The following is a 17,722-nucleotide window of genomic DNA, read 5'->3' on the forward strand; positions in this document are numbered from 1 at the left end:
CTCCGTTCGGCGGAACCCGACAGACGCTCGGCGTAGCCGGGGCCATGCCTCGGGTAAGAATTCCGCATGGGACAGAGGCGGTCACCGCTGGGCGTTGTCGACCTCGAACGGGTCGCGGCCCGCGGGTGGCCGGGCCTGGAGTCCGGTTCCCTCGGTGACTGGCTGCTGCGCGCCGGTGGGGGCTTCACCGGCCGGGCCAACTCCGCGCTGGTCGTCGGCGACCCGAGGACGGCGCTGCCGGCGGCCGTGGACGCCGTCGCCCGCTGGTACGACGACCGTGGCCTGCGGCCGTGCGCGCAGCTGCCCGGCCGGCAGTCGCGGGGAGCCGACGAGGCGTTCGCCGCCGCCGGCTGGGAGCGGGACATCGACACCCTGGTGCTCAGCGCACCGCTGTCGGTCCCGCCGGCGCCGGAGGTGCCGGTCGACCTCTCCCCCACTCCGGACGACGCCTGGCTGGCCGGCTACCGCTATCGGGGCGCCGAGCTGCCGGCGATGGCCCGCGAGGTGCTGACCCGGGGCGAGGACGTCACCTTCGCCGCGGTCCGGCTCGACCCCGCTCCGGCACCGCTGGCAGCGGTCGCCCGCGGCGCGGTCGCCGGTGGCTGGCTGGGGGTCACCGCGGTGACCGTTCACGAGCAGCACCGCCGCCGCGGGCTGGGTACGGCGCTGATGGCGGCGCTGCTGGCCTGGGGCGCCGGGCGCGGCGCCACCTCGGTCTACCTGCAGGTCGTGTCGGACAACGCCCCCGCGCTGGCGCTCTACCGCCGGGCCGGCTTCATCGAGCACCACCGTTACCACTACCGGCGCCGGCCCGGCTGACCGTCCGGCGTCCGGGCTCGCCCAGCACCCGGCCGACCGCGAACGCTGCGGCGACGACCCCGAGCAGCAGGAACGCCAGGTTCACCGCCTGGGTGGCCCCGTCGCCGCCGGTGATCAGCAGGTCGCCCTCGGGACGGCGCATCGCTCCCGCCACGGCCACGACCAGCCACACCACCGCCGGCAGGACGGCGACCGCGCGGGAGCCGGACAGCCACCGGGCCGCAGCCACCAGCAGCAGATTGCCCGCGATGGCGCCGACCACCGAGAGCGGTACGGCCACCCCGCCGACCCGCAGCGGCAGCCACATCACCTCGACCACGGCCAGCCAGGCCGACACCAGGACGACGACCAGCGACCACCCCAGCAGTCCCAGCACCCTCATCCGGTCAACCCGGCGAAGAGGTCGTCCTCCCAGTCGGCCGGGCCCGGGCCGGCCGGGCCCCGCTGCCCGCGGACCAGCCGGTAGTACTCGGTGGCGAGGACCTGTTGGCCCAGGTTGTTCGATAGCGCAAAGAACGGTCCGTCGACGGTCATCTGCGTCCGGTGCGCCCGCATGGCTGCCTCCTTAGCGCCGGCCTGTCCGGGGCTGTCGACCGCGGCGGTCACCAGGTCGTCGGAGACCGCGAACGGCACCTCGTCGATGTCCCCCAGCCCGGCGAAGGGCGAGGCCTCCCCCAGCGCGGCCATCGCCTCGATGCCCTGGCGCATCACCGAACGGGGCATGCAGCACCAGTAGACCTTCGCGACGTCCCAGGGAGCGCCGAAGTCGGGACCGAAGCCGGGGTCGGCGGCCAGCTCGACGGCACGCATCGCCACCCGGTGGGCCTGGATGTGGTCGGGGTGGCCGTACCCGCCGTTGTCGTCGTAGGTGACGACGACCTGCGGGCGGACCTCCCGGACGACGGCGACCGCGTGCGCCGCCGCGTCGTCGACCTCGGCGTTCCAGAAGGCCCGGGGGTGCCCGTTGGCCGCAGTGCCCATCATCCCGGAGTCCCGGTACCGACCGGCACCTCCGAGGAACCGCCAGTCGGCGACCCCGAGGGCGGCCATGGCCCCCGCCAGCTCGCTGATCCGGTACCCGCCGAGCTGGTCGGCATGGTCGGGAGCCAGCTGCGCGAGGTCGGGGACCAGCACCTCGCCCTCCTCACCCAGGGTGCAGGTGAGCAGGGTGACGTGCGCGCCCTCGGCGACGTAGCGGGCCATGGTGGCCCCGTTGTTGATCGTCTCGTCGTCCGGGTGGGCGTGCACCAACAACAGTCGGCGGGAGGGTGTCACCCGGACAGTCTCCCGCAGCGGCTCGAGCGGCTCGGCCTGGGCATTGGAAGCTTTACCGGTAGGTAGAGGGCTGCTGCTTACCGGTGAAGCTTCCAATACCGGGTCAGAGGACCGACGTGGTCTCCGCGTAGTGGCAGGCGTTGAGGTGCCCGGTGCCGCGCTCCTCCAGCTTGGGGTCGACGGTCATGCAGACCTCGCGCTCGCCCTCGGTGAGCACGTTGGCGAACTTCTGGCACCGGGTGCGGAACCGGCAGCCCGAGGGCGGGTTGGCCGGGCTCGGGACGTCGCCGGTGATGATGATCCGCTGGCGGGCCCGCTCACGCCGCGGGTCGGGCAGCGGGATCGCTGACAGCAGCGCCTGGGTGTACGGGTGCGCCGGGCGGCTGAACAGCTCGTCGCGCTCGGCGATCTCGATGATCCGGCCGAGGTACATGACCGCGATCCGGTCGGAGATGTGCCGGACCACCGACAGGTCATGGGCGATGAACAGGTAGGACAGCCCGAGCTCGTTCTTCAGGTCCTCGAGCAGGTTGATGACACCGGCCTGGATCGAGACGTCGAGAGCCGAGACCGGCTCGTCGAGGACCAGGACCTTCGGCTGCAGCGCCAGCGCCCGGGCGATGCCGATGCGCTGCCGCTGGCCGCCGGAGAACTCGGCCGGGTAGCGGTTGGTGTGCTCGGGGTTCAGCCCGACGGTCTCCACCAGCTGCCGGACCTTGGCCCGCAGCTGGGTGTCGTCCTTGGCCAGGCCGTGGATGATCATCGGCTCGGCCACGATGTCGAACACCGGCAGCCGCGGGTTGAGCGAGGCGTAGGGGTCCTGGAAGACGAGCTGGATGTCCCGGCGCAGGGGGCGCATCTGCTTGCGGGACAGGCCGACGACCTCGCGACCCTGGAAGACCACCGACCCAGCGGTGGCCGGCTGCAGGTTCAGGATGGCCCGGCCGGTCGTCGACTTCCCGCAACCGGACTCACCGACCAGGCCCAGCACCTCGCCCGGGTAGAGGTCGAGGTCCACGCCGTCGACCGCCCGGACGGCGCCGACGGTTCGCTTGATCAGACCGCCGCCCTTGATCGGGAAGTGCTTCTCCAGCCCGCGGACGGTGAGGATCGGCTCGCCCCGCTGGACGGCTCCGCCGCCGGTGCGCTCGGTGGTGGGGGCGCTCATGCCCGGTCTCCGTTCGTGGTGCCCGTCGTGGGGGCGGTGTTCGCGGTGCTGACCACGCTGCCGGTGTCCGAGCGGCCCGCGCCGGCCTCGGTCTGGCTGGGCGGGGGCGTACCCGGAGCGGTCGCCTCGCGGGCGCCGTCCCCGGTGGCCAGGTCGGCCGGCAGAGCCGAGGCGCTCAGCACCGCGTCGTCCGCGGTCTCGTTGAAGATCTCGGCGGCGCGGCCGTGGGCACGGGCGACCTCGTCGGTGCGGATGCAGGCAGCGTTGTGTGCCGGACCGACCTGGACCAGCGGCGGCTCGTCGGCGTCGCACTCGGCGATGTGCAGCGGGCAGCGCGGCGCGAACGGGCAGCCGGGTGGCATGTTCACCATGGATGGCGGCGACCCCTGGATCGGGGTGAGCCGTTCGCGGTTGGTGGAGTCCACGCGCGGCAGGGAGCCCAGGAGCCCGAGCGTGTACGGCATCCGCGGCTCGTAGTAGATGTCCTCGACGCTGCCGAGCTCGACCGGCCGGCCGGCATACATGACCAGCACCCGGTCGGCGATGCCGGCCACGACGCCCAGGTCGTGGGTGATCAGCACCATCGCCGCGCCGGTCTCCTGCAGCGCGGTCTGCAGCACCTCCATGATCTGAGCCTGCACGGTGACGTCCAGGGCGGTCGTCGGCTCGTCGGCGATGATCACCTCGGGCTGGTTGGCCATCGCGATCGCAATGACCACGCGCTGCCGCATGCCGCCGGAGAACTCGTGCGGGTACGAGCGCACCCGGTCCTTGGCGCTGGGGATGCCGACCAGCTCCAGCAGGTCCACCGCGCGCGCCTCGGCGGCCTTGGACGACAGCGACTTGTCGTGGGAGCGCAGCGTCTCCTCGATCTGGTAGCCGATCTTGTAGACCGGGTCCAGCGAGGTCATCGGGTCCTGGAAGATCATCGACACGCCCTTGCCGCGGACCCGCGACATGCTGCGGTCGCTCTGTCCCAGCAGCTCCTGGCCGCGGTACTTCACCGAGCCGGTGACGCGCGCGGACTGGGGCAGCAGACCCATCACCGCCAGCGAGGTCACCGACTTGCCCGAACCCGACTCCCCAACGATGCCGAGCACCTCACCGGAGCGCAGCGCGTAGTCGACACCGCGGACGGCGTGCACCGAGCCGTCCTCGGTCGGGAACCGGACGTTGAGGTCGCTGACCTGCAGCAGCGGCGCCGCGGGGTCGAAACCGCCGAGGCTGGTCATCCGCGAGCCGGCCTGGCTGAGGGTGCCGGTGGACGTACCGGTGGACGAGGCGCCGACGGCCGTGGCGCCGGACGTGCCGGGGCCCGTGGTCCCGAGGGTGGACATGGAACTCCTGTTCAGGGGTCTGTCAGGCCCGCACGCGGCGGTTGCTCGGGTCGAAGGCGTCGCGGATGCCGTCGCCGATGAGGTTGATCGCCAGCACGATGATGATGAGGGCGAGGCCCGGGAAGTAGAAGAGCCAGGGCCGGGTGCTCGCTGCCTGCACCCCGTCGGAGACCAGGCGGCCCAGCGACGTCTGGTTGGCGCCGTTGACCCCGAAGCCCAGGTAGGTCAGCGCCGCCTCGAGGGTGATGGCGGTGGCTGCAGCGAGCGTCGTCCAGACGATCAGCGAGCCCAACGTGTTGGGGATCAGGTGCTTGAAGATGATCCGGCTGTTGGAGGCGCCCATCGCGTGCGCAGCCTCGACGTACTCCTTCTCCCGCAGCGAGAGGAACTGGCTGCGCACGATGCGGGCCAGATCCAACCAGCCGAACAGGCCGAGGATGACGCCGACGCCCAGCGGGGTGCGCGAGCCGGGGAAGTTGCTGGCCACGACGATCAGCACGACAAGCAGCGGGACGGTGAGGATCAGGTCGACGAAGCGCATCAGCAGGCTGTCGACCCACCTCCCGAAGTAACCGGCCAGCGCGCCGACCAGCAGGCCCAGCGGGAAGGCGATGGCGACGAAGAGCAGCACGATGAACAGCGAACGCTGCACGCCGGTCATGATCCCGGCCATTACGTCCCGCCCGATGGCGTCACTGCCCAGCAGGTAGCCCGCCGTCCCCGGTGGAACCGACTGCGCGTTCGAGTTCTGAGTGGCGTAGTCCACCCCCTGGACGAGTGGGCCGAGGAAGCCGAAGGCCAGCAGCAGCACGAAGATGACCAGGCCGGTCATCCCGACCTTGTCGTGGAAGAAGCGACGGACGATCTGCTGTCGCTGGCTGCGCGCCTTGACGGTGAACTCGCGCTCGACCCCGCCGCCGTTCTGCGGGGTGCCCGGGACGGCGGGCAGGAGGCCGCCGACGGTCTCAGTGGTGGCCTCGGTGGTGGCCATGGAGTGCCTCCTTCTCGCTTCGGGTGCTCAGGCCAGCCGGATCCGCGGGTCGAGCACCGCGTAGAGGATGTCGGCGATCAGGTTGAACACGACGACGAAGACTGCACTGACCAGCAACCAGCCGAGCACCACGTTGATGTCGTTCTGGCCGATGCCGCTCTTGAGCAGATACTCGCCCATCCCGTGCCAGACGAAGACCGTTTCGGTGATGACCGCACCGCCGAAGAGGGTGCCGATGCCCAGCGCGACGACGGTGGTGAGCGGGATCAGGGCGTTGCGCAGGCCGTGCTTCACGACCGTGCGCCGGTAGGTGAGGCCCTTCGCGCGGGCCAGGCGCATGTAGTCCGAGCCGAGCACGTCGAGCATCGCGGCGCGCTGGAAGCGGCTCCAGGCGGCGAAGGACAGCATCGCCAGGCTGACGGTGGGCAGGATCAGGTGCCCCAGCCGGTCCGACCACAGCTCCCATCCGCTGGCGTACAGCGAGAGGCCGGGGGTCTCTTCCCCGATCGTGTAAAGGACCTGGGACCCCAGAAGGTCGTTGATCCCGCCGGCCACGAACTCCTTCAACAGCGCGGCGAACCAGAAGGTGGGCAGCGCGATGAGGAGGTAGACGAGGAAGGTGAACGCGTAGTCCGAGGGCCGGTACTGCCGGACCGCGCCGATGACGCCGACCACGATCGCCAGCAGTACGGCGAGAATGACCGCGGCGATGATCATGCGCCCGGTCACCATGATCCGGGTGCCCAGCTGCTGGGAGACCGAGCTGCCGTTGATGGTCTTGCCGAAGTCGCCGGTCAGGGCGCCGGAGAGCCAGTGCCAGTACCGGACGAAGAAGTTGTCGTTGAGCCCCAGCTGCTCGCGCAGGTTGTCGAAGAACGACTGCGGCGGCCGGGGGTTTCTCGTGTAGTACTTCGACAGCGGGTCGAAGCTGGCCGCGGCGAGCGCGAAGACCAGGAACGAGCTCACCAGTAGCACGAGGACGGACGCCAGGATCCGCCGGATCGTGAAGAAGAACATGCCGTGACCTTACGCCGAGAGCGGAAGTCGTCCGGTCGGAACGACCAGTTCAGCGGGCTCTTCGCGAGCGCCGGCCAGGTCCTGCCCGGAGCTGCTGGGGATCCCGCGCATCGTCGCAGCGGAAGGTCACGGCGAGGTCACCGGGCCGACACAGCAGCGTCACAAGGAGTCCGGACACACCGCGGCCCCCGGGAGGACGTCCCAGGGGCTGCGGCGCACCCGGTGGCCGGCGCCGCCGCAATGGCGGCGCCGGGCCGGGGTGGTGCGGTGGTGCGGTGGTGCTCAGTTCGGTGGTGCCCAGTTCAGCGGTGCTCGGTGGTGCTGGTTTCCGCGAGGGATTCGCAGGTCACTGCTTGACCGACCACTCCTCCGAGTTCCAGAGCGGACCGGCACTCGAGGCGTTGTCCTCGACACCGTTGATGGTTGCCTGCCACGCCAGGAAGTCCGGCTTCTGGTAAAGCGGGATGGTGGCCAGCTGCTCCCAGAGCAGGGCGTCGATCTTGTTGCCCAGGGTGGCCTGCTTGTCGGAGTCCGGCTCGGCCGACAGCTCCGTGAACAGCTGGTCGATCTCCGGAGTCCCGACGCGGGAGTAGTTCTGCTGGATGCTGTCACCCGTCGGCTGGGCGTAGATCGACGCCGACGAGGAGACGAACGGCGAACCGACCCAGGCGAACAGCGCGATCTGGAAGCCGCCGGCCTCGAGGGAGGTTGGCTTGTCCGCGCCGGCGAAGATGTCCGGGTTGGCGTTGAAGGTGGCGCCGATGCCGGCCTCCTTCAGCTGCGGGATCATGACCTCGATCGTGGTCTGACGCAGCGGGTTGTTGGCCGTCGTGTTGATCTGGAACGTGAGCGGCTTGCCGCCCTTGGTGTAGATCCCGTCCGGCCCGAGGGTGAAGCCGTCGGACTCGAGCAGGGCCTTGGCCCCCGCGACGTCCCGCTTCTTGTACTTGTCCGGTGCGGTGTCCTGGTACTGCGGCTGGTTGCTCAGGAAGATGCGGTTGTTCAGCACCGAGGCGTCGGAGGAGAACTGCCCGACGGTCTGGTCGACGATCTTCTGCCGGTCCAGGGCCATGCCGAACGCCTGGCGCACCTTCGGGTCACTGAGGAACGGGTCGGTGGTGTTGAAGTCCAGGTGCTCGAACGAGAGCCCGAAGTTGACGTCGTTGTTGACGTTGGGCTCGAGGTTCTTGATCTGGTCGACCAGGTCCAGCTGCGGCTGCGGGTAGATGACGCCGAGCTCGCCGGACTGGATGCCCTGCACGGCCGTCGTCGGGTCGTTGCCGATGTTCTGGATCACCAGCTGGGCGAGCTTCGGCTTGTCGCCCCACCACTTCGGGTTGGGGGTCAGGACGACGATCTGGCTGCCGGCGTCGATGTTCTCCTTCGTGACCTGCCAGGGGCCACCGGAGATGTCGCCGACGATGCCGTCACCGATGGCCCAGCCCGCGGTGAGCTCGTCGCAGACCGCGACCGGGTCGTCCTTGTCCATCAGGTGCGCGGGCAGCAGGTTCCCGAAGAGGGCCTTCCAGTCCGCGTAGGGGGTCTCGTAGGTGACGGTGACGGTCTTGTCGTCGGCGCCGGCCTCGACGGAGGCGATGTTCTCGTACCCGGTCGTGGACAGGTTCGAGGCGCAGCCGCCGTCGGCCGGGTCACCGCTGCGGTTGGCCCGCCAGGTGAACTCGAAGTCGGCGGCGGTGATGGGGGTGCCGTCGCTCCAGACCGCGTCGGGGTTGAGCGTGTAGGTGTTGACCTGGGTGCCGCCGCTGTCGTCGAGCGTGGGCTCCTCGGCCAGCAGGTTCTTGTCCCACTCGACGCTGAAGTCGGGCTTGACGTTGAAGGCCGAGGGCAGGACCCGGATCAGGATGTTGGCCACCGAGGTCGCATTGCCGGCGGCGATGTTCGGGTAGAGGTTCTCCGGGAAGTCGGTCGACTCGCCGAAGACGACTCGACCGGTGCCGGCACTGGAGGACTTGTCGCTGCTGCTGCTGCCTCCGCTGTCACTGCCGCCTCCGCACGCCGTCAGCGCCATCGCGCCGGCGATGCCGGTGGCGACGAGCAGGGAGCTGCGCTTGCTCAACTTCACGTTCGATTGCCTCCTCGACCCGCCTGCGCGGGAGCCCGGGATCACCGGACGGGACTGGGGACCTGCGGGGCGCCACCTGGCGGACAGCTGAACACGAGCCTGTCTGTCAGTACGGTGACGGGTGGACCCTAGGCAGAGGGTGAGAAGGCAGTCCACGACCGTCACCATTTTGTGACCTGTGCTCACGACCGGCGCGCGTCGGCCGGAAGCTCTGCGGGACACGCCTCACCCGGCCGCAGGTCTTCCTGTTCAGGGTCGTCGGCCGCGGAGGAGTTGACCACCGCCCCGAGGGCCGCCGGGTCCCTTCACGACGGCCGTCGAGCCAGCCCCGGAGCGGTTCGGTGTGTGAACGCCGTCACGCCGGGTACCGGCGACTTGACCCGATCCGAGACTGAGGAGCACCCATGAGCGCCATGGACAGGATGAAGAACAAGGCCCAGGAGCTGTCCGGTCAGGGCAAGGAAGCCACCGGCAAGGCGACGGACAACCCGGACCTGGAGGCCGAGGGCCACAAGGACCAGGCCAGCGGCAACGCGAAGCAGGCCGGCGAGAAGGTCAAGGACATCTTCAAGTGATCCCCGGGCCCCGCCTCGGTGGGGCCCGGCTCGCCAGAGCCGCGGCGGCGGTACGCCGCCGTTCCTGAGAGCGCCGTCCCGGGCACGCCGGGGACGGCGCTCTCCCATGTCCGGGCCGTGTTGTCCGGCGCGCCACCGAGGCGCAGGATGGCCGTTGATGATGAGTCCCGCTAACGAGATGGTCGACATCGGCTCGGCTTCCTTCGATGCCGCGTCCGCCGCGGTGGAGGCTGCACTCGCCGCCGGCGCCCGGTACGCCGACGCCCGCCTCGTCGACCGCCGGCACGAGTCGATGACCGCCCGGGACGGCGACGTCCGCTCGCTGACCCAGACCACCTCCGCCGGGCTCGGCGTCCGCGCGCTGGTCGGCTCCTCCTGGGGCTTCGCCGCCCTCGGCGACCCGGCCGGGGACCTGGACGCCCGGCGCACCGGGGAGCGGGCTGCCGCCATCGCGTCGGCCTCGGCCGCCGTGCCCGGCCCACCGATGGAGCTGGTCGCCGTCCCCGCGGTGCAGGGCAGCTGGGCCAGCGAGTGCATGGAGGACCCCTTCGCCGTTCCGCTGGCGGAGAAGGGCGACCTGCTCACCGGGGTCACCGCCACCATGCGGGCCGCCGGTGTCGCCGTCGCCGAGGCGCTGTTTCAGGCGTGGGACACCCGGACGGCGTTCGTGTCCAGCGAGGGCGCCCGGATCGGCCAGCACGTGCGCGAGACCGGAGCCGGCATGCACTGCCTGACCGTCGGGGACGGTGAGACCCAGCGGCGCTCCTACCCGGCCTTCCGCGGCCAGTACGGCACCCGCGGATGGGAGCTCGTCCGCGAGCTCGACCTGCCCGCGCACGCCGAGCGGATCGCCGGCGAGGCGCACGCCCTGCTCACCGCACCGGTCTGCCCGTCGGAGGAGACGACGCTGTTGCTGGGCGGGGAGCAGATGTCGCTGCAGATCCACGAGTCCGTGGGGCATGCCATCGAGCTGGACCGCATCCTCGGCTGGGAGGCCGCCTTCGCGGGGACGTCCTGGCTGGACCTGGACCAGCTCGGGTCGCTGCGGTTCGGCTCGGAGCTGATGAACATCACGATCGACCCGACCATCCCCGGCGCCCTGGGCAGCTTCGGCTACGACGACGAGGGCACCCCGGCCACCGCCCGGGACGCCGTCCGGAACGGCATCTGGGTCGGCGTGCTCGCCGGCCGGGACTCCGCGGCCGTCGCGGGGCTGGACTACGCCGGCTCCGTCCGGGCCGACGGCTACGCCCGGCTGCCGATGGTGCGGATGACCAACGTCGGACTCGAGCCCGGCCCGCACACGCTGGAGGAGATGCTCGCCGCGACCGACGACGGCGTGCTCATGGAGCACAACCGCTCCTGGTCCATCGACGATCGGCGGCTGAACTTTCAGTTCGGCTGCGAGATCGGCTGGGAGGTCAAGGACGGCGTCCGCGGGCGGATGCTCAAGAACCCCTCCTACACCGGCATCGGGCCACGCTTCTGGTCCTCCCTGGACATGCTCGGCGGCCGGGCACCCGGCGAGTGGCGGGCCTGGGGCACCCCCAACTGCGGCAAGGGACAGCCCGGCCAGGTCGGGCACACCGGGCATGGCGCCGCGCCGGCCCGCTTCTCCGGCGTCCGGGTGGGGGTGCGCGGATGACCGCCGCCCTGGACGACCTGGCCGCCGCCGTCCTGGCCGAGGTCGCCCGCCAGGGCGGCCCGGACGCCGTCGCCACGGTGCGGGCCGAGACCGCCGCGCTGGCACTGACCCGCTTCGCCGGGTCGGCGATCCACCAGAACGTCGTCGACGAGCGCACCACCGTGCACCTGGAACTGACCGTCGGCGGCGGCCGCACCGCCGGCTCCTCCACGACCCGGGTGCGCGACGTCCCCGGACTGGTCACCGCCACGCTGGCAGCGGCCCGGCTGGTGCCCCGCGACCCGGACTGGCCCGGACTGGGCGGGCCCGCGCCGCTGGCGTCCTCCGGCACCCCCGACCGGGCCACGGCGGAGGCCTCCCCCGCCGACCGGGCCGCCGGAGTGGCGGCGTTCATCGAGGCCGCGGGCGGGCTGTCGACCGCCGGCTTCCTGCAGACGGCGTCGCTGACCGCCGTCCTGCTGGACACTGCCGGGCAGCACGTCACCGGCGCGACGACCTCGGCGGCCTGTGACGGCATCGCCCGGCTGTCCGGCGCGGACGGTGTCGCCCGTTCGATGTCGGTCCGGCTGGCCGATCTCGACTGCGCCGCCCTCGGTGCCCGGGCCGCGGCCAAGGCCCGCGCCGGGGTCGATGCCGCCCCGGTCGACCCGGGGCGCTACCCGGTCGTGCTCGAATCCGCGGCGGTCACCGACGTCGTCGCCGGGCTGGTCACCGGGCAGTTCAACGGCAAGGCGGTCGTGGACGGGACGTCGGGGCTCCGGCTGGGCGAGCAGCAGTTCGACCCGGCGGTCACCCTCGTCGAGGACTCCCTGGCCCCCGGCGCGATCGGGCTGCCCTTCGACGTCGAGGGCACCCCCGCCCAGCGGACCGAACTGGTGCGCGACGGCGTCCCCGTCGGGCTGACCACCGACCGCCGTACCGCCGCCGCGCTGGGCCGGACCTCGACCGGCAACGCCGGCGAGGGCAGCGCGACCTGGGGGCCGGTCGCGGTCGACCCGGCTCTCTCCCCCGGGTCGGGCGGCAGCATCGACGACCTGGTGGCCGGCCTGGACCGCGGGCTGCTGGTGAGCGACTTCTGGTACACCCGCGTCGTCGACCCCAAGCGGTCGGTGTGGACGGGGCTGACCCGCAACGGCGTCTGGCTGGTCGAGGACGGCCGGGTGGTCGCCCCGGTCAGCACGCTGCGGTTCACCCAGTCCTACCTGGAGGCGCTGGCCCCCGGCGCGGTCACGGTGGGCGCGGACGTCGACCCGCAGCCGACCCGGCTGGGTGGCTCGATGGGCTACAACCGGGTCGCCGTCCCCGCCCTGCGGCTGGCCGCCTGGAACATCACCGGCAACGCCACCGGCTGACCCCTGCCCCCTCGGGCCCCCTCGCATCCCCTTCCGGCGCCGAGAGCGGCACCGCTTTCGGCGTCGAAAGGGGGGAGGTCAGCGGACGACGGAGGTCGCCAACGCGTCCTTGATCGGTGCCACGACCGCGTCCAGGTCGCGCAGGTCAGCGGAGCTCAGCCGGAGGACGCGCCAGCCGGCCGCCACCAGCCGCGCGTACCGGGCGTCGTCCTTGACGATCTGCACACCGTCGAAGTGGTAGGCACCCTCGTACTCGACCATGAGCTTTGCCTCCGGCCAACCGAGATCGCCGACGGCGATGAGGACGCCGTCCTGCACCACCGGGCGCTGCGCACGGGGCGTGGGGGGCCGGCCAGGTGACAGGCGACCCGCACCCACGACTCGGGTGGACTCTGAGCCCTGCCGTCGACCAGAGGCAGCACCTTGTGAATCCGACGAGACCCCCATTGCCCAGCGACTGGCGGGACCACCACCAGGACCGGATCGGTGACCCAGGCGGTGGGGGTGCCCCACCAGACCGCGGCCGAGCGCCCGCCGAGGACCGCCCCGGAGGCATGAGCAGGGCCGCAGCCCGTGTCAGGAGCGCGTGGTCGTGCGGCGGAGCAGGATCGGCGTACACGTTGCGCAGCACTCGGCGATAGAGCCCGCGCTGCAGTTGGTCGCGGGTGAGCAAGCCCTCGGCCACAGCGTGGGAGCCGAGGAAGACACCGTGCGGGAGCGGATGGCGGGCGGGCACTCCGCGAGCCTGACGGATGCGAGCGTCCGGCGCGGAGGTTGTCCACAGCCCCCGCTTTCGGCGCCGAAAGCGGAGTGGGGGTGGGTCAGAGGCGGGCGAGGAGGGTGCGGACGGCGGGGAGCAGGGGCCGGTCCGCCGGGATCCAGTCCAGCTCCTCGAGCGCCTCGGCGGGCAGCCAGCGCACCTCGCTGTGCTCGTGGGCCACGGGCTTCCCGCCGACGACCCGGCCCCACCACACCCGCAGTGTCGACGCGCCGGGGGCGCCGCCGGCCACGACGCCGTCCAGGGGCACCTCGCCGAGGAACGCCTCCGGGACGACGTCGACCCCCAGCTCCTCGCGGCACTCCCGGACCACCGCCGCCAGGTCGTCCTCCCCGGACTCGACCTTGCCGCCGGGGAACTCCCACAGCCCGGCCAGCGAGCCCGACCTGCGCTGGGCCACCAGCACGCGGCGGCGGTCGTCGACCAGTGCCGCGCCGACCACCTGGGTCACCCCGCGGGCGGCCTCGGCGGCGGCGGCCGCATAGGCGTCCAGGTGCGACTGCATGCTCCGAAGCACCCGGCGGCCCAGCAGCATCCCATCGAGCGACCCGCCGAGCGGACCCGCCGACCAGTCGACCTGCTCCTCGACCAGGGTGCCGGTGCCGGTCGCGGAGAAACGCCGGGTGTGCGTCAGCCGGCGTCCCGGTCCGCGCGTCGCTACGTACACGTCGGAGTACGGCCGGACCGACTCGACCTCCGCCAGCGGGTACGGCCACGGCCGACCCAGCCGCCGGGCGACGTCGAAGGCAACGGTCAGCGGAGCCTCCACCAGGGTGGTGAACCGGAGTTGGGGCACCACCTCAGCGTCCCAGACACGGCAGGATGGGCCCGTGCGCATTTCCGCCCGGGTCGACTACGCGGTGCGGGCGGCGATCGAACTGGCTGCCGCCGCCCCCGGCGCCCTCACCTGTGACCGCATCGCCCAGTCGCAGGGCATCCCCTCCCGGTTCCTGCAGGCCATCCTCGCCGACCTGCAGCACGCCCGGCTGGTGACCAGTCAACGCGGCCGGGAGGGCGGCTACCGGCTGGCCCTCCCGCCGGAGCAGGTGTCGATCGCCCGGGTCATGCGGGTCGAGCAGGGGTTCCTCGCCGAGGTGCACGGCCAGCGCCCGGAGGACGTCGAGTACCCCGGTCCTGCCGCCGAGCTGGCGTGTGTCTGGGTGGCCGCGCGGGAGAGCTATCGGCAGGTCCTGGAGCGGGTCACCCTGGCCGACGTGGTCGCCGGCACCCTGCCGCCGCACGTCGCCGAGCTGGTGGAACTCGAGAGCGCCTGGCGTTCCTTCGGCACGGTCGCCGACGACGTCCACAGCTGACCTCCGGGTCATCGGCCGCCCGGTGTGGCACCATAGAGGCGTGACGGACTGCGGCGCGCTCCTTGTAGAGCGGCTGCACGTCGATCTGGCGCGGGTCTCCAGCGCCGCGTGTCGCGCCGCGCGCTGACCCGGCATCCCCCGCAGCCCCCGCTGCACACCCCCGGCCAGCACCGTGTCACGCCCCTGGAGCAGGCGCGTGCCGGCGCAGAGGAGAAGTACTGACGTGTCCTCCCCCACCCGCACCAGCAACCGTCCGGTCCGTGGCCAAGGTCAGTGGGCGCTCGGCTACCGGGAACCGCTGAACCCGACCGAGAGGTTCAAGAAGGACTCCGACGGGCTGGCTGTCCGCCAGCGGATCATCGACATCTACTCGAAGGCCGGCTTCGACAGCATCGACCCCAGTGATCTGCGGGGCCGGATGCGCTGGATGGGGCTCTACACCCAGCGGGCCCAGGGCATCCCCGGCGGCAAGACCGCCGTGCTGGAGCCCGAGGAGCTCGAGGACTCCTACTTCATGATGCGGGTGCGCACCGACGGCGGTCAGCTGTCGGGCGCCCAGCTACGGACGATCGCGGGCATCAGCGCCGACTTCGGCCGCGACATCGCCGACATCACCGACCGGCAGAACGTGCAGCTGCACTGGATCCGGATCGAGGACGTGCCGGAGATCTGGCAACGGCTGGAGTCCGTGGGCCTGCAGACCACCGAGGCCTGCGGTGACGTCCCCCGCGGCATGCTGAACTGCCCGCTGGCCGGAGTCGCCCGGGACGAGGTCCTCGACGCGAGCGGAGTGCTCGCCGAGGTGGTCGAGAAGTACGTCGGCAGCCCGGAGTTCAGCAACCTGCCCCGCAAGTGGAAGACATCGATGTCCGGCTGCATCGACCACTGCACCGAGCCGGAGCTGGACGACGTGTCCTTCGTCGGCGTCCGCAACGGGGACGGCGAGGAGGGCTACGACCTGTGGGTCGGTGGCGGGCTGTCCACCAACCCCATGCTGGCCCAGCGGATCGGCGTCTTCGTCCGCCCCGAGCAGGTCTCCGAAGTCTGGGCCGGGGTGACCTCGATCTTCCGCGACTACGGCTACCGCCGCTCGCGCAACCACGCCCGGATGAAGTTCCTGATGGCTGACTGGGGCCCGGAGAAGTTCCGCCAGGTGCTGCAGGACGAGTATCTGCACGCGCCGCTCCCCGACGGCCCGGCGGCGCCCCCGGCCAGGCACGACGAGCGGGACCACGTGGGGGTCACCAAGCAGAAGGACGGCACCAACGCGCTCGGTTTCGCCCTGCGGACCGGTCGGATCAGCGGCAGCCTGCTGGGGCAGCTGGCCGACAAGGCCGAGGAGCTCGGCACCCGGGGCGGCCGGATCCGGACGACGACGCAGCAGAAGATGCTCATCCTCGACATCCCCGACGAGCGGGTCGAAGAGCTCGTCGACTGGCTGGCCGAGCGGGACCTCCAGGTGCGGCCCAGCGCCTTCCGTCGCGGCACGATGGCCTGCACCGGCCTGGAGTTCTGCAAGCTCGCCATCGTGGAGACCAAGAACCACGCCCAGGACCTCTACAACGAGCTGGAGAAGCGGCTCCCCGACTTCGACGAGCCGATCTCGATCAACGTCAACGGCTGCCCGAACAGCTGTGCCCGGTTCCAGACCGCTGACATCGGCTTCAAGGGCTCGATGGTCCGCAACGCGGTCGGCGAGATGGTGGGCGGCTTCCAGGTGCACCTGGGCGGCCACCTCGGCACCGAGGCTGCCTTCGGCCGCAAGTTCCGCGGCCACAAGGTGACCCAGGACGAGACTGCGGACTACTGCGAGCGGGTGCTGCGCACCTACCTCGAGCGTCGCGATCCCGGCGAGCGCTTCGCCGCCTACGTCGCCCGGGCCGACGAGACCTGGCTGATCTGACCCATGACCCAGCCCACGTCAGGAAGAACCCGCCAGTTGCCCCCGTTCCACTGCCCGTACTGCGGGGACGAGGACCTCACCCCGCACGGGGACGACGGGTCGTGGCACTGCGGTGCCTGCCTGCGGACCTTCACGATCCGACTGACGGGAACGGGGGAGACACGCGCATGACCAGCGCTGTCGTCCAGAGGAACGAGGAGCTGGCCGAGTGGGCCAACCTCCGCTTCGAGTCGATCTCCGACCCGGAGTGGCAGGCGCTGTCGGTGCTGTGGTGGGCCGGGGAGACCTTCGGGAACGGCTTCGCGATCACCTCGAGCATGGCCGACGGGCTGCTCGCCCACCTCGCGTCCCGCGCCCTGCCCGGCGTCAACGTGGTCTTCCTGGACACCGGCTACCACTTCGCCGAGACCCTGGGCACCCGCGACTGGATCGCCGGCGTCCTGCCGATCACCGTGCACAGCGTCCAGGCCGAGCTGACCGTGGCCGAGCAGGACGCCCGGTACGGCCCGCAGTTGCACGACAGTGACCCCGACCTGTGCTGCTCGATGCGCAAGGTGGTGCCGCTGGCCAAGCAACTCCAGGGGTACACCGCGTGGGGGTCGGGCGTGCGCCGCGACGAGTCGTCGACCCGGCGGGACACCAAGCTGGTCGACTGGGACGCCAAGCGCGGCATGGTCAAGGTCAACCCGCTGGCCGCCTGGACGCAGGACGACGTCGACGCCTACGTCGCCGAACACCAGGTTCCGGTGAACCCGCTGATCGACCTGGGCTACGCCTCCATCGGCTGCGCTCCCTGCACCCGCCCCGTCGCGCCGGGCGAGGACCCGCGCGCCGGCCGCTGGGCGGGCAAGAACAAGGTCGAGTGCGGGGTCAACGTCTGAGCTGGGAGACTCCGGCATGGTCCGTCCGCACGCGTTGTCCGCCGAGCGGGTCGCTGCTGCCCTCACCGGGCTGCCCGAGTGGTCCGGGGACGTCACCGGGATCCACCGCCGGATCCGGGAGGCCAGCCTCCTCGCCGCGGCCGAACGCGCGGTGGAGCTCGCGACCATCGCGGCGGAGATGGACCACCACCCGGACCTCGACATCCGCCACCGCACGCTGACCGTCTTCCTGGTCACGCACTCCGCGGACGGCGTCACCGAGCTCGACCTCGAGTTCGCCCGCCGGGTCGACGAACTGCTCTCCGAGGGCAACCTGGAGAACCCCAGCCCGGCGGAGCGCAAAGCCCTCGACCAGATCGACCAGGCGTGCGCGAGGGGCCGCCAGCGGAAGTTCGATCAGCCCGGCAGGGGCGCGTAGAGGTCGACCCGGACGACGAGTCGGTCTGGACGTGGTCCTCCTCCGGACCGAGCGGCGGATGGGCAAATCCGAGCAGCTCGTAGAACGCCATGGCGCGGGGCAGGTCGGTGGCGCTCACGCCCACCGCGGTGATCTCCACGCGCGCGGTCTACCAGCGGCCACCGACA

18 protein-coding genes are annotated in these 17,722 nt (G+C 71.6%); 9 read left to right on the forward strand and 9 right to left on the reverse strand.

The genetic code is table 11. The annotated features are described in order from the left end of the window. Positions 1–66 precede the first annotated feature (66 nt). Entirely contained in the window at positions 67–819 is a 753-nt protein-coding gene (locus tag BLW04_RS06155; RefSeq protein WP_091537895.1) for a GNAT family N-acetyltransferase, read from the forward strand. On the opposite strand, the gene BLW04_RS06160 is transcribed toward BLW04_RS06155, so the two are convergent. The 7 genes from BLW04_RS06160 to BLW04_RS06190 all read right to left on the reverse strand — a co-directional run bounded on the left by BLW04_RS06160 (position 776) and on the right by BLW04_RS06190 (position 8,690). Then, the gene (locus BLW04_RS06160) at positions 776–1,201 is read right to left on the reverse strand and encodes a hypothetical protein (protein ID WP_091537896.1); all 426 of its coding nucleotides are present in this window, start codon (positions 1,199–1,201) and stop codon (positions 776–778) included. The two genes, BLW04_RS06155 and BLW04_RS06160, sit on opposite strands and share 44 nt — an antisense overlap. Beyond that, entirely contained in the window at positions 1,198–2,094 is an 897-nt protein-coding gene (gene mshB, locus BLW04_RS06165; RefSeq protein ID WP_091537897.1) for an N-acetyl-1-D-myo-inositol-2-amino-2-deoxy-alpha-D-glucopyranoside deacetylase, read from the reverse strand. Before mshB ends, BLW04_RS06160 begins: the two co-directional genes overlap by 4 nt. A 103-nt stretch (positions 2,095–2,197) precedes the next feature. Continuing rightward, positions 2,198–3,262, reverse strand: a complete 1,065-nt coding sequence (locus tag BLW04_RS06170; RefSeq protein WP_091537898.1) for an ABC transporter ATP-binding protein — start codon at positions 3,260–3,262, stop codon at positions 2,198–2,200. Beyond that, positions 3,259–4,599, reverse strand: coding sequence for an ABC transporter ATP-binding protein (locus tag BLW04_RS06175; protein WP_091537899.1), 1,341 nt, complete (start codon positions 4,597–4,599; stop codon positions 3,259–3,261). Before BLW04_RS06175 ends, BLW04_RS06170 begins: the two co-directional genes overlap by 4 nt. A 22-nt stretch (positions 4,600–4,621) precedes the next feature. Then, a complete protein-coding gene (locus BLW04_RS06180; RefSeq protein WP_091537900.1) occupies positions 4,622–5,590 on the reverse strand; it encodes an ABC transporter permease in 969 nt (322 codons plus the stop codon). 27 nt (positions 5,591–5,617) lie between these two features. Continuing rightward, a complete protein-coding gene (locus BLW04_RS06185; protein WP_091537901.1) occupies positions 5,618–6,607 on the reverse strand; it encodes an ABC transporter permease in 990 nt (329 codons plus the stop codon). 346 nt (positions 6,608–6,953) lie between these two features. After that, the gene (locus BLW04_RS06190; RefSeq protein ID WP_175483918.1) at positions 6,954–8,690 is read right to left on the reverse strand and encodes an ABC transporter family substrate-binding protein; all 1,737 of its coding nucleotides are present in this window, start codon (positions 8,688–8,690) and stop codon (positions 6,954–6,956) included. Between the two features lie 404 nt (positions 8,691–9,094). Between BLW04_RS06190 and BLW04_RS06195 the strand changes: the two genes are divergently transcribed. From BLW04_RS06195 to BLW04_RS06205, 3 genes are all read left to right on the forward strand, one after another. Continuing rightward, positions 9,095–9,265: a CsbD family protein gene (locus BLW04_RS06195; RefSeq protein WP_091537903.1), complete on the forward strand. Its 171-nt coding sequence runs from the start codon at positions 9,095–9,097 to the stop codon at positions 9,263–9,265. Between the two features lie 157 nt (positions 9,266–9,422). Next, positions 9,423–10,910, forward strand: a complete 1,488-nt coding sequence (locus tag BLW04_RS06200) for a TldD/PmbA family protein (protein WP_254781118.1) — start codon at positions 9,423–9,425, stop codon at positions 10,908–10,910. Next, positions 10,907–12,262 carry a TldD/PmbA family protein gene (locus BLW04_RS06205; protein ID WP_091537905.1) on the forward strand — a complete coding sequence of 452 codons (1,356 nt, stop codon included), beginning with the start codon at positions 10,907–10,909 and terminating at the stop codon, positions 12,260–12,262. Before BLW04_RS06200 ends, BLW04_RS06205 begins: the two co-directional genes overlap by 4 nt. 78 nt (positions 12,263–12,340) lie before the next feature. Here the strand turns inward: BLW04_RS06205 and BLW04_RS06210 are convergent, their stop codons facing one another. Then, positions 12,341–12,583, reverse strand: a complete 243-nt coding sequence (locus tag BLW04_RS06210; protein ID WP_175483919.1) for an endonuclease domain-containing protein — start codon at positions 12,581–12,583, stop codon at positions 12,341–12,343. 500 nt (positions 12,584–13,083) lie between these two features. Then, positions 13,084–13,836 carry an NUDIX domain-containing protein gene (locus BLW04_RS06215; RefSeq protein ID WP_091537907.1) on the reverse strand — a complete coding sequence of 251 codons (753 nt, stop codon included), beginning with the start codon at positions 13,834–13,836 and terminating at the stop codon, positions 13,084–13,086. A gap of 34 nt (positions 13,837–13,870) precedes the next feature. Here BLW04_RS06215 and BLW04_RS06220 point away from each other — a divergent pair, with 34 nt between their 5' ends. From BLW04_RS06220 to BLW04_RS06235, 5 genes are all read left to right on the forward strand, one after another. Then, positions 13,871–14,353 (forward strand): RrF2 family transcriptional regulator, encoded by a 483-nt coding sequence (locus BLW04_RS06220; protein WP_091537908.1) that lies wholly within the window; start codon positions 13,871–13,873, stop codon positions 14,351–14,353. Between the two features lie 40 nt (positions 14,354–14,393). Beyond that, positions 14,394–14,480, forward strand: a complete 87-nt coding sequence (locus BLW04_RS29495; RefSeq protein ID WP_371327776.1) for a putative leader peptide — start codon at positions 14,394–14,396, stop codon at positions 14,478–14,480. Between the two features lie 96 nt (positions 14,481–14,576). Beyond that, positions 14,577–16,256 carry a nitrite/sulfite reductase gene (locus BLW04_RS06225; protein WP_091537909.1) on the forward strand — a complete coding sequence of 560 codons (1,680 nt, stop codon included), beginning with the start codon at positions 14,577–14,579 and terminating at the stop codon, positions 16,254–16,256. A 167-nt stretch (positions 16,257–16,423) separates the two neighbouring features. Next, positions 16,424–17,137, forward strand: coding sequence for a phosphoadenylyl-sulfate reductase (locus tag BLW04_RS06230; RefSeq protein ID WP_091537910.1), 714 nt, complete (start codon positions 16,424–16,426; stop codon positions 17,135–17,137). A gap of 16 nt (positions 17,138–17,153) precedes the next feature. After that, positions 17,154–17,555: a 4a-hydroxytetrahydrobiopterin dehydratase gene (locus BLW04_RS06235; protein ID WP_091537911.1), complete on the forward strand. Its 402-nt coding sequence runs from the start codon at positions 17,154–17,156 to the stop codon at positions 17,553–17,555. Positions 17,556–17,722 lie beyond the last annotated feature (167 nt).

Origin of the sequence: Modestobacter sp. DSM 44400 (assembly GCF_900107175.1) — a bacterium.
In the GTDB taxonomy this organism is placed as follows: Bacteria; Actinomycetota; Actinomycetes; order Mycobacteriales; family Geodermatophilaceae; genus Modestobacter.

Coding starts and splice junctions, on each gene's coding strand:
- BLW04_RS06155 (WP_091537895.1), top strand. CDS start 67: ATGGGACAGAGGCGGTCACCGCTGGGCGTTGTCGACCTCGAACGGGTC.
- BLW04_RS06160 (WP_091537896.1), bottom strand. CDS start 1,201: ATGAGGGTGCTGGGACTGCTGGGGTGGTCGCTGGTCGTCGTCCTGGTG.
- BLW04_RS06170 (WP_091537898.1), bottom strand. CDS start 3,262: ATGAGCGCCCCCACCACCGAGCGCACCGGCGGCGGAGCCGTCCAGCGG.
- BLW04_RS06175 (WP_091537899.1), bottom strand. CDS start 4,599: ATGTCCACCCTCGGGACCACGGGCCCCGGCACGTCCGGCGCCACGGCC.
- BLW04_RS06180 (WP_091537900.1), bottom strand. CDS start 5,590: ATGGCCACCACCGAGGCCACCACTGAGACCGTCGGCGGCCTCCTGCCC.
- BLW04_RS06185 (WP_091537901.1), bottom strand. CDS start 6,607: ATGTTCTTCTTCACGATCCGGCGGATCCTGGCGTCCGTCCTCGTGCTA.
- BLW04_RS06195 (WP_091537903.1), top strand. CDS start 9,095: ATGAGCGCCATGGACAGGATGAAGAACAAGGCCCAGGAGCTGTCCGGT.
- BLW04_RS06200 (WP_254781118.1), top strand. CDS start 9,423: ATGATGAGTCCCGCTAACGAGATGGTCGACATCGGCTCGGCTTCCTTC.
- BLW04_RS06205 (WP_091537905.1), top strand. CDS start 10,907: ATGACCGCCGCCCTGGACGACCTGGCCGCCGCCGTCCTGGCCGAGGTC.
- BLW04_RS06230 (WP_091537910.1), top strand. CDS start 16,424: ATGACCAGCGCTGTCGTCCAGAGGAACGAGGAGCTGGCCGAGTGGGCC.
- BLW04_RS06235 (WP_091537911.1), top strand. CDS start 17,154: ATGGTCCGTCCGCACGCGTTGTCCGCCGAGCGGGTCGCTGCTGCCCTC.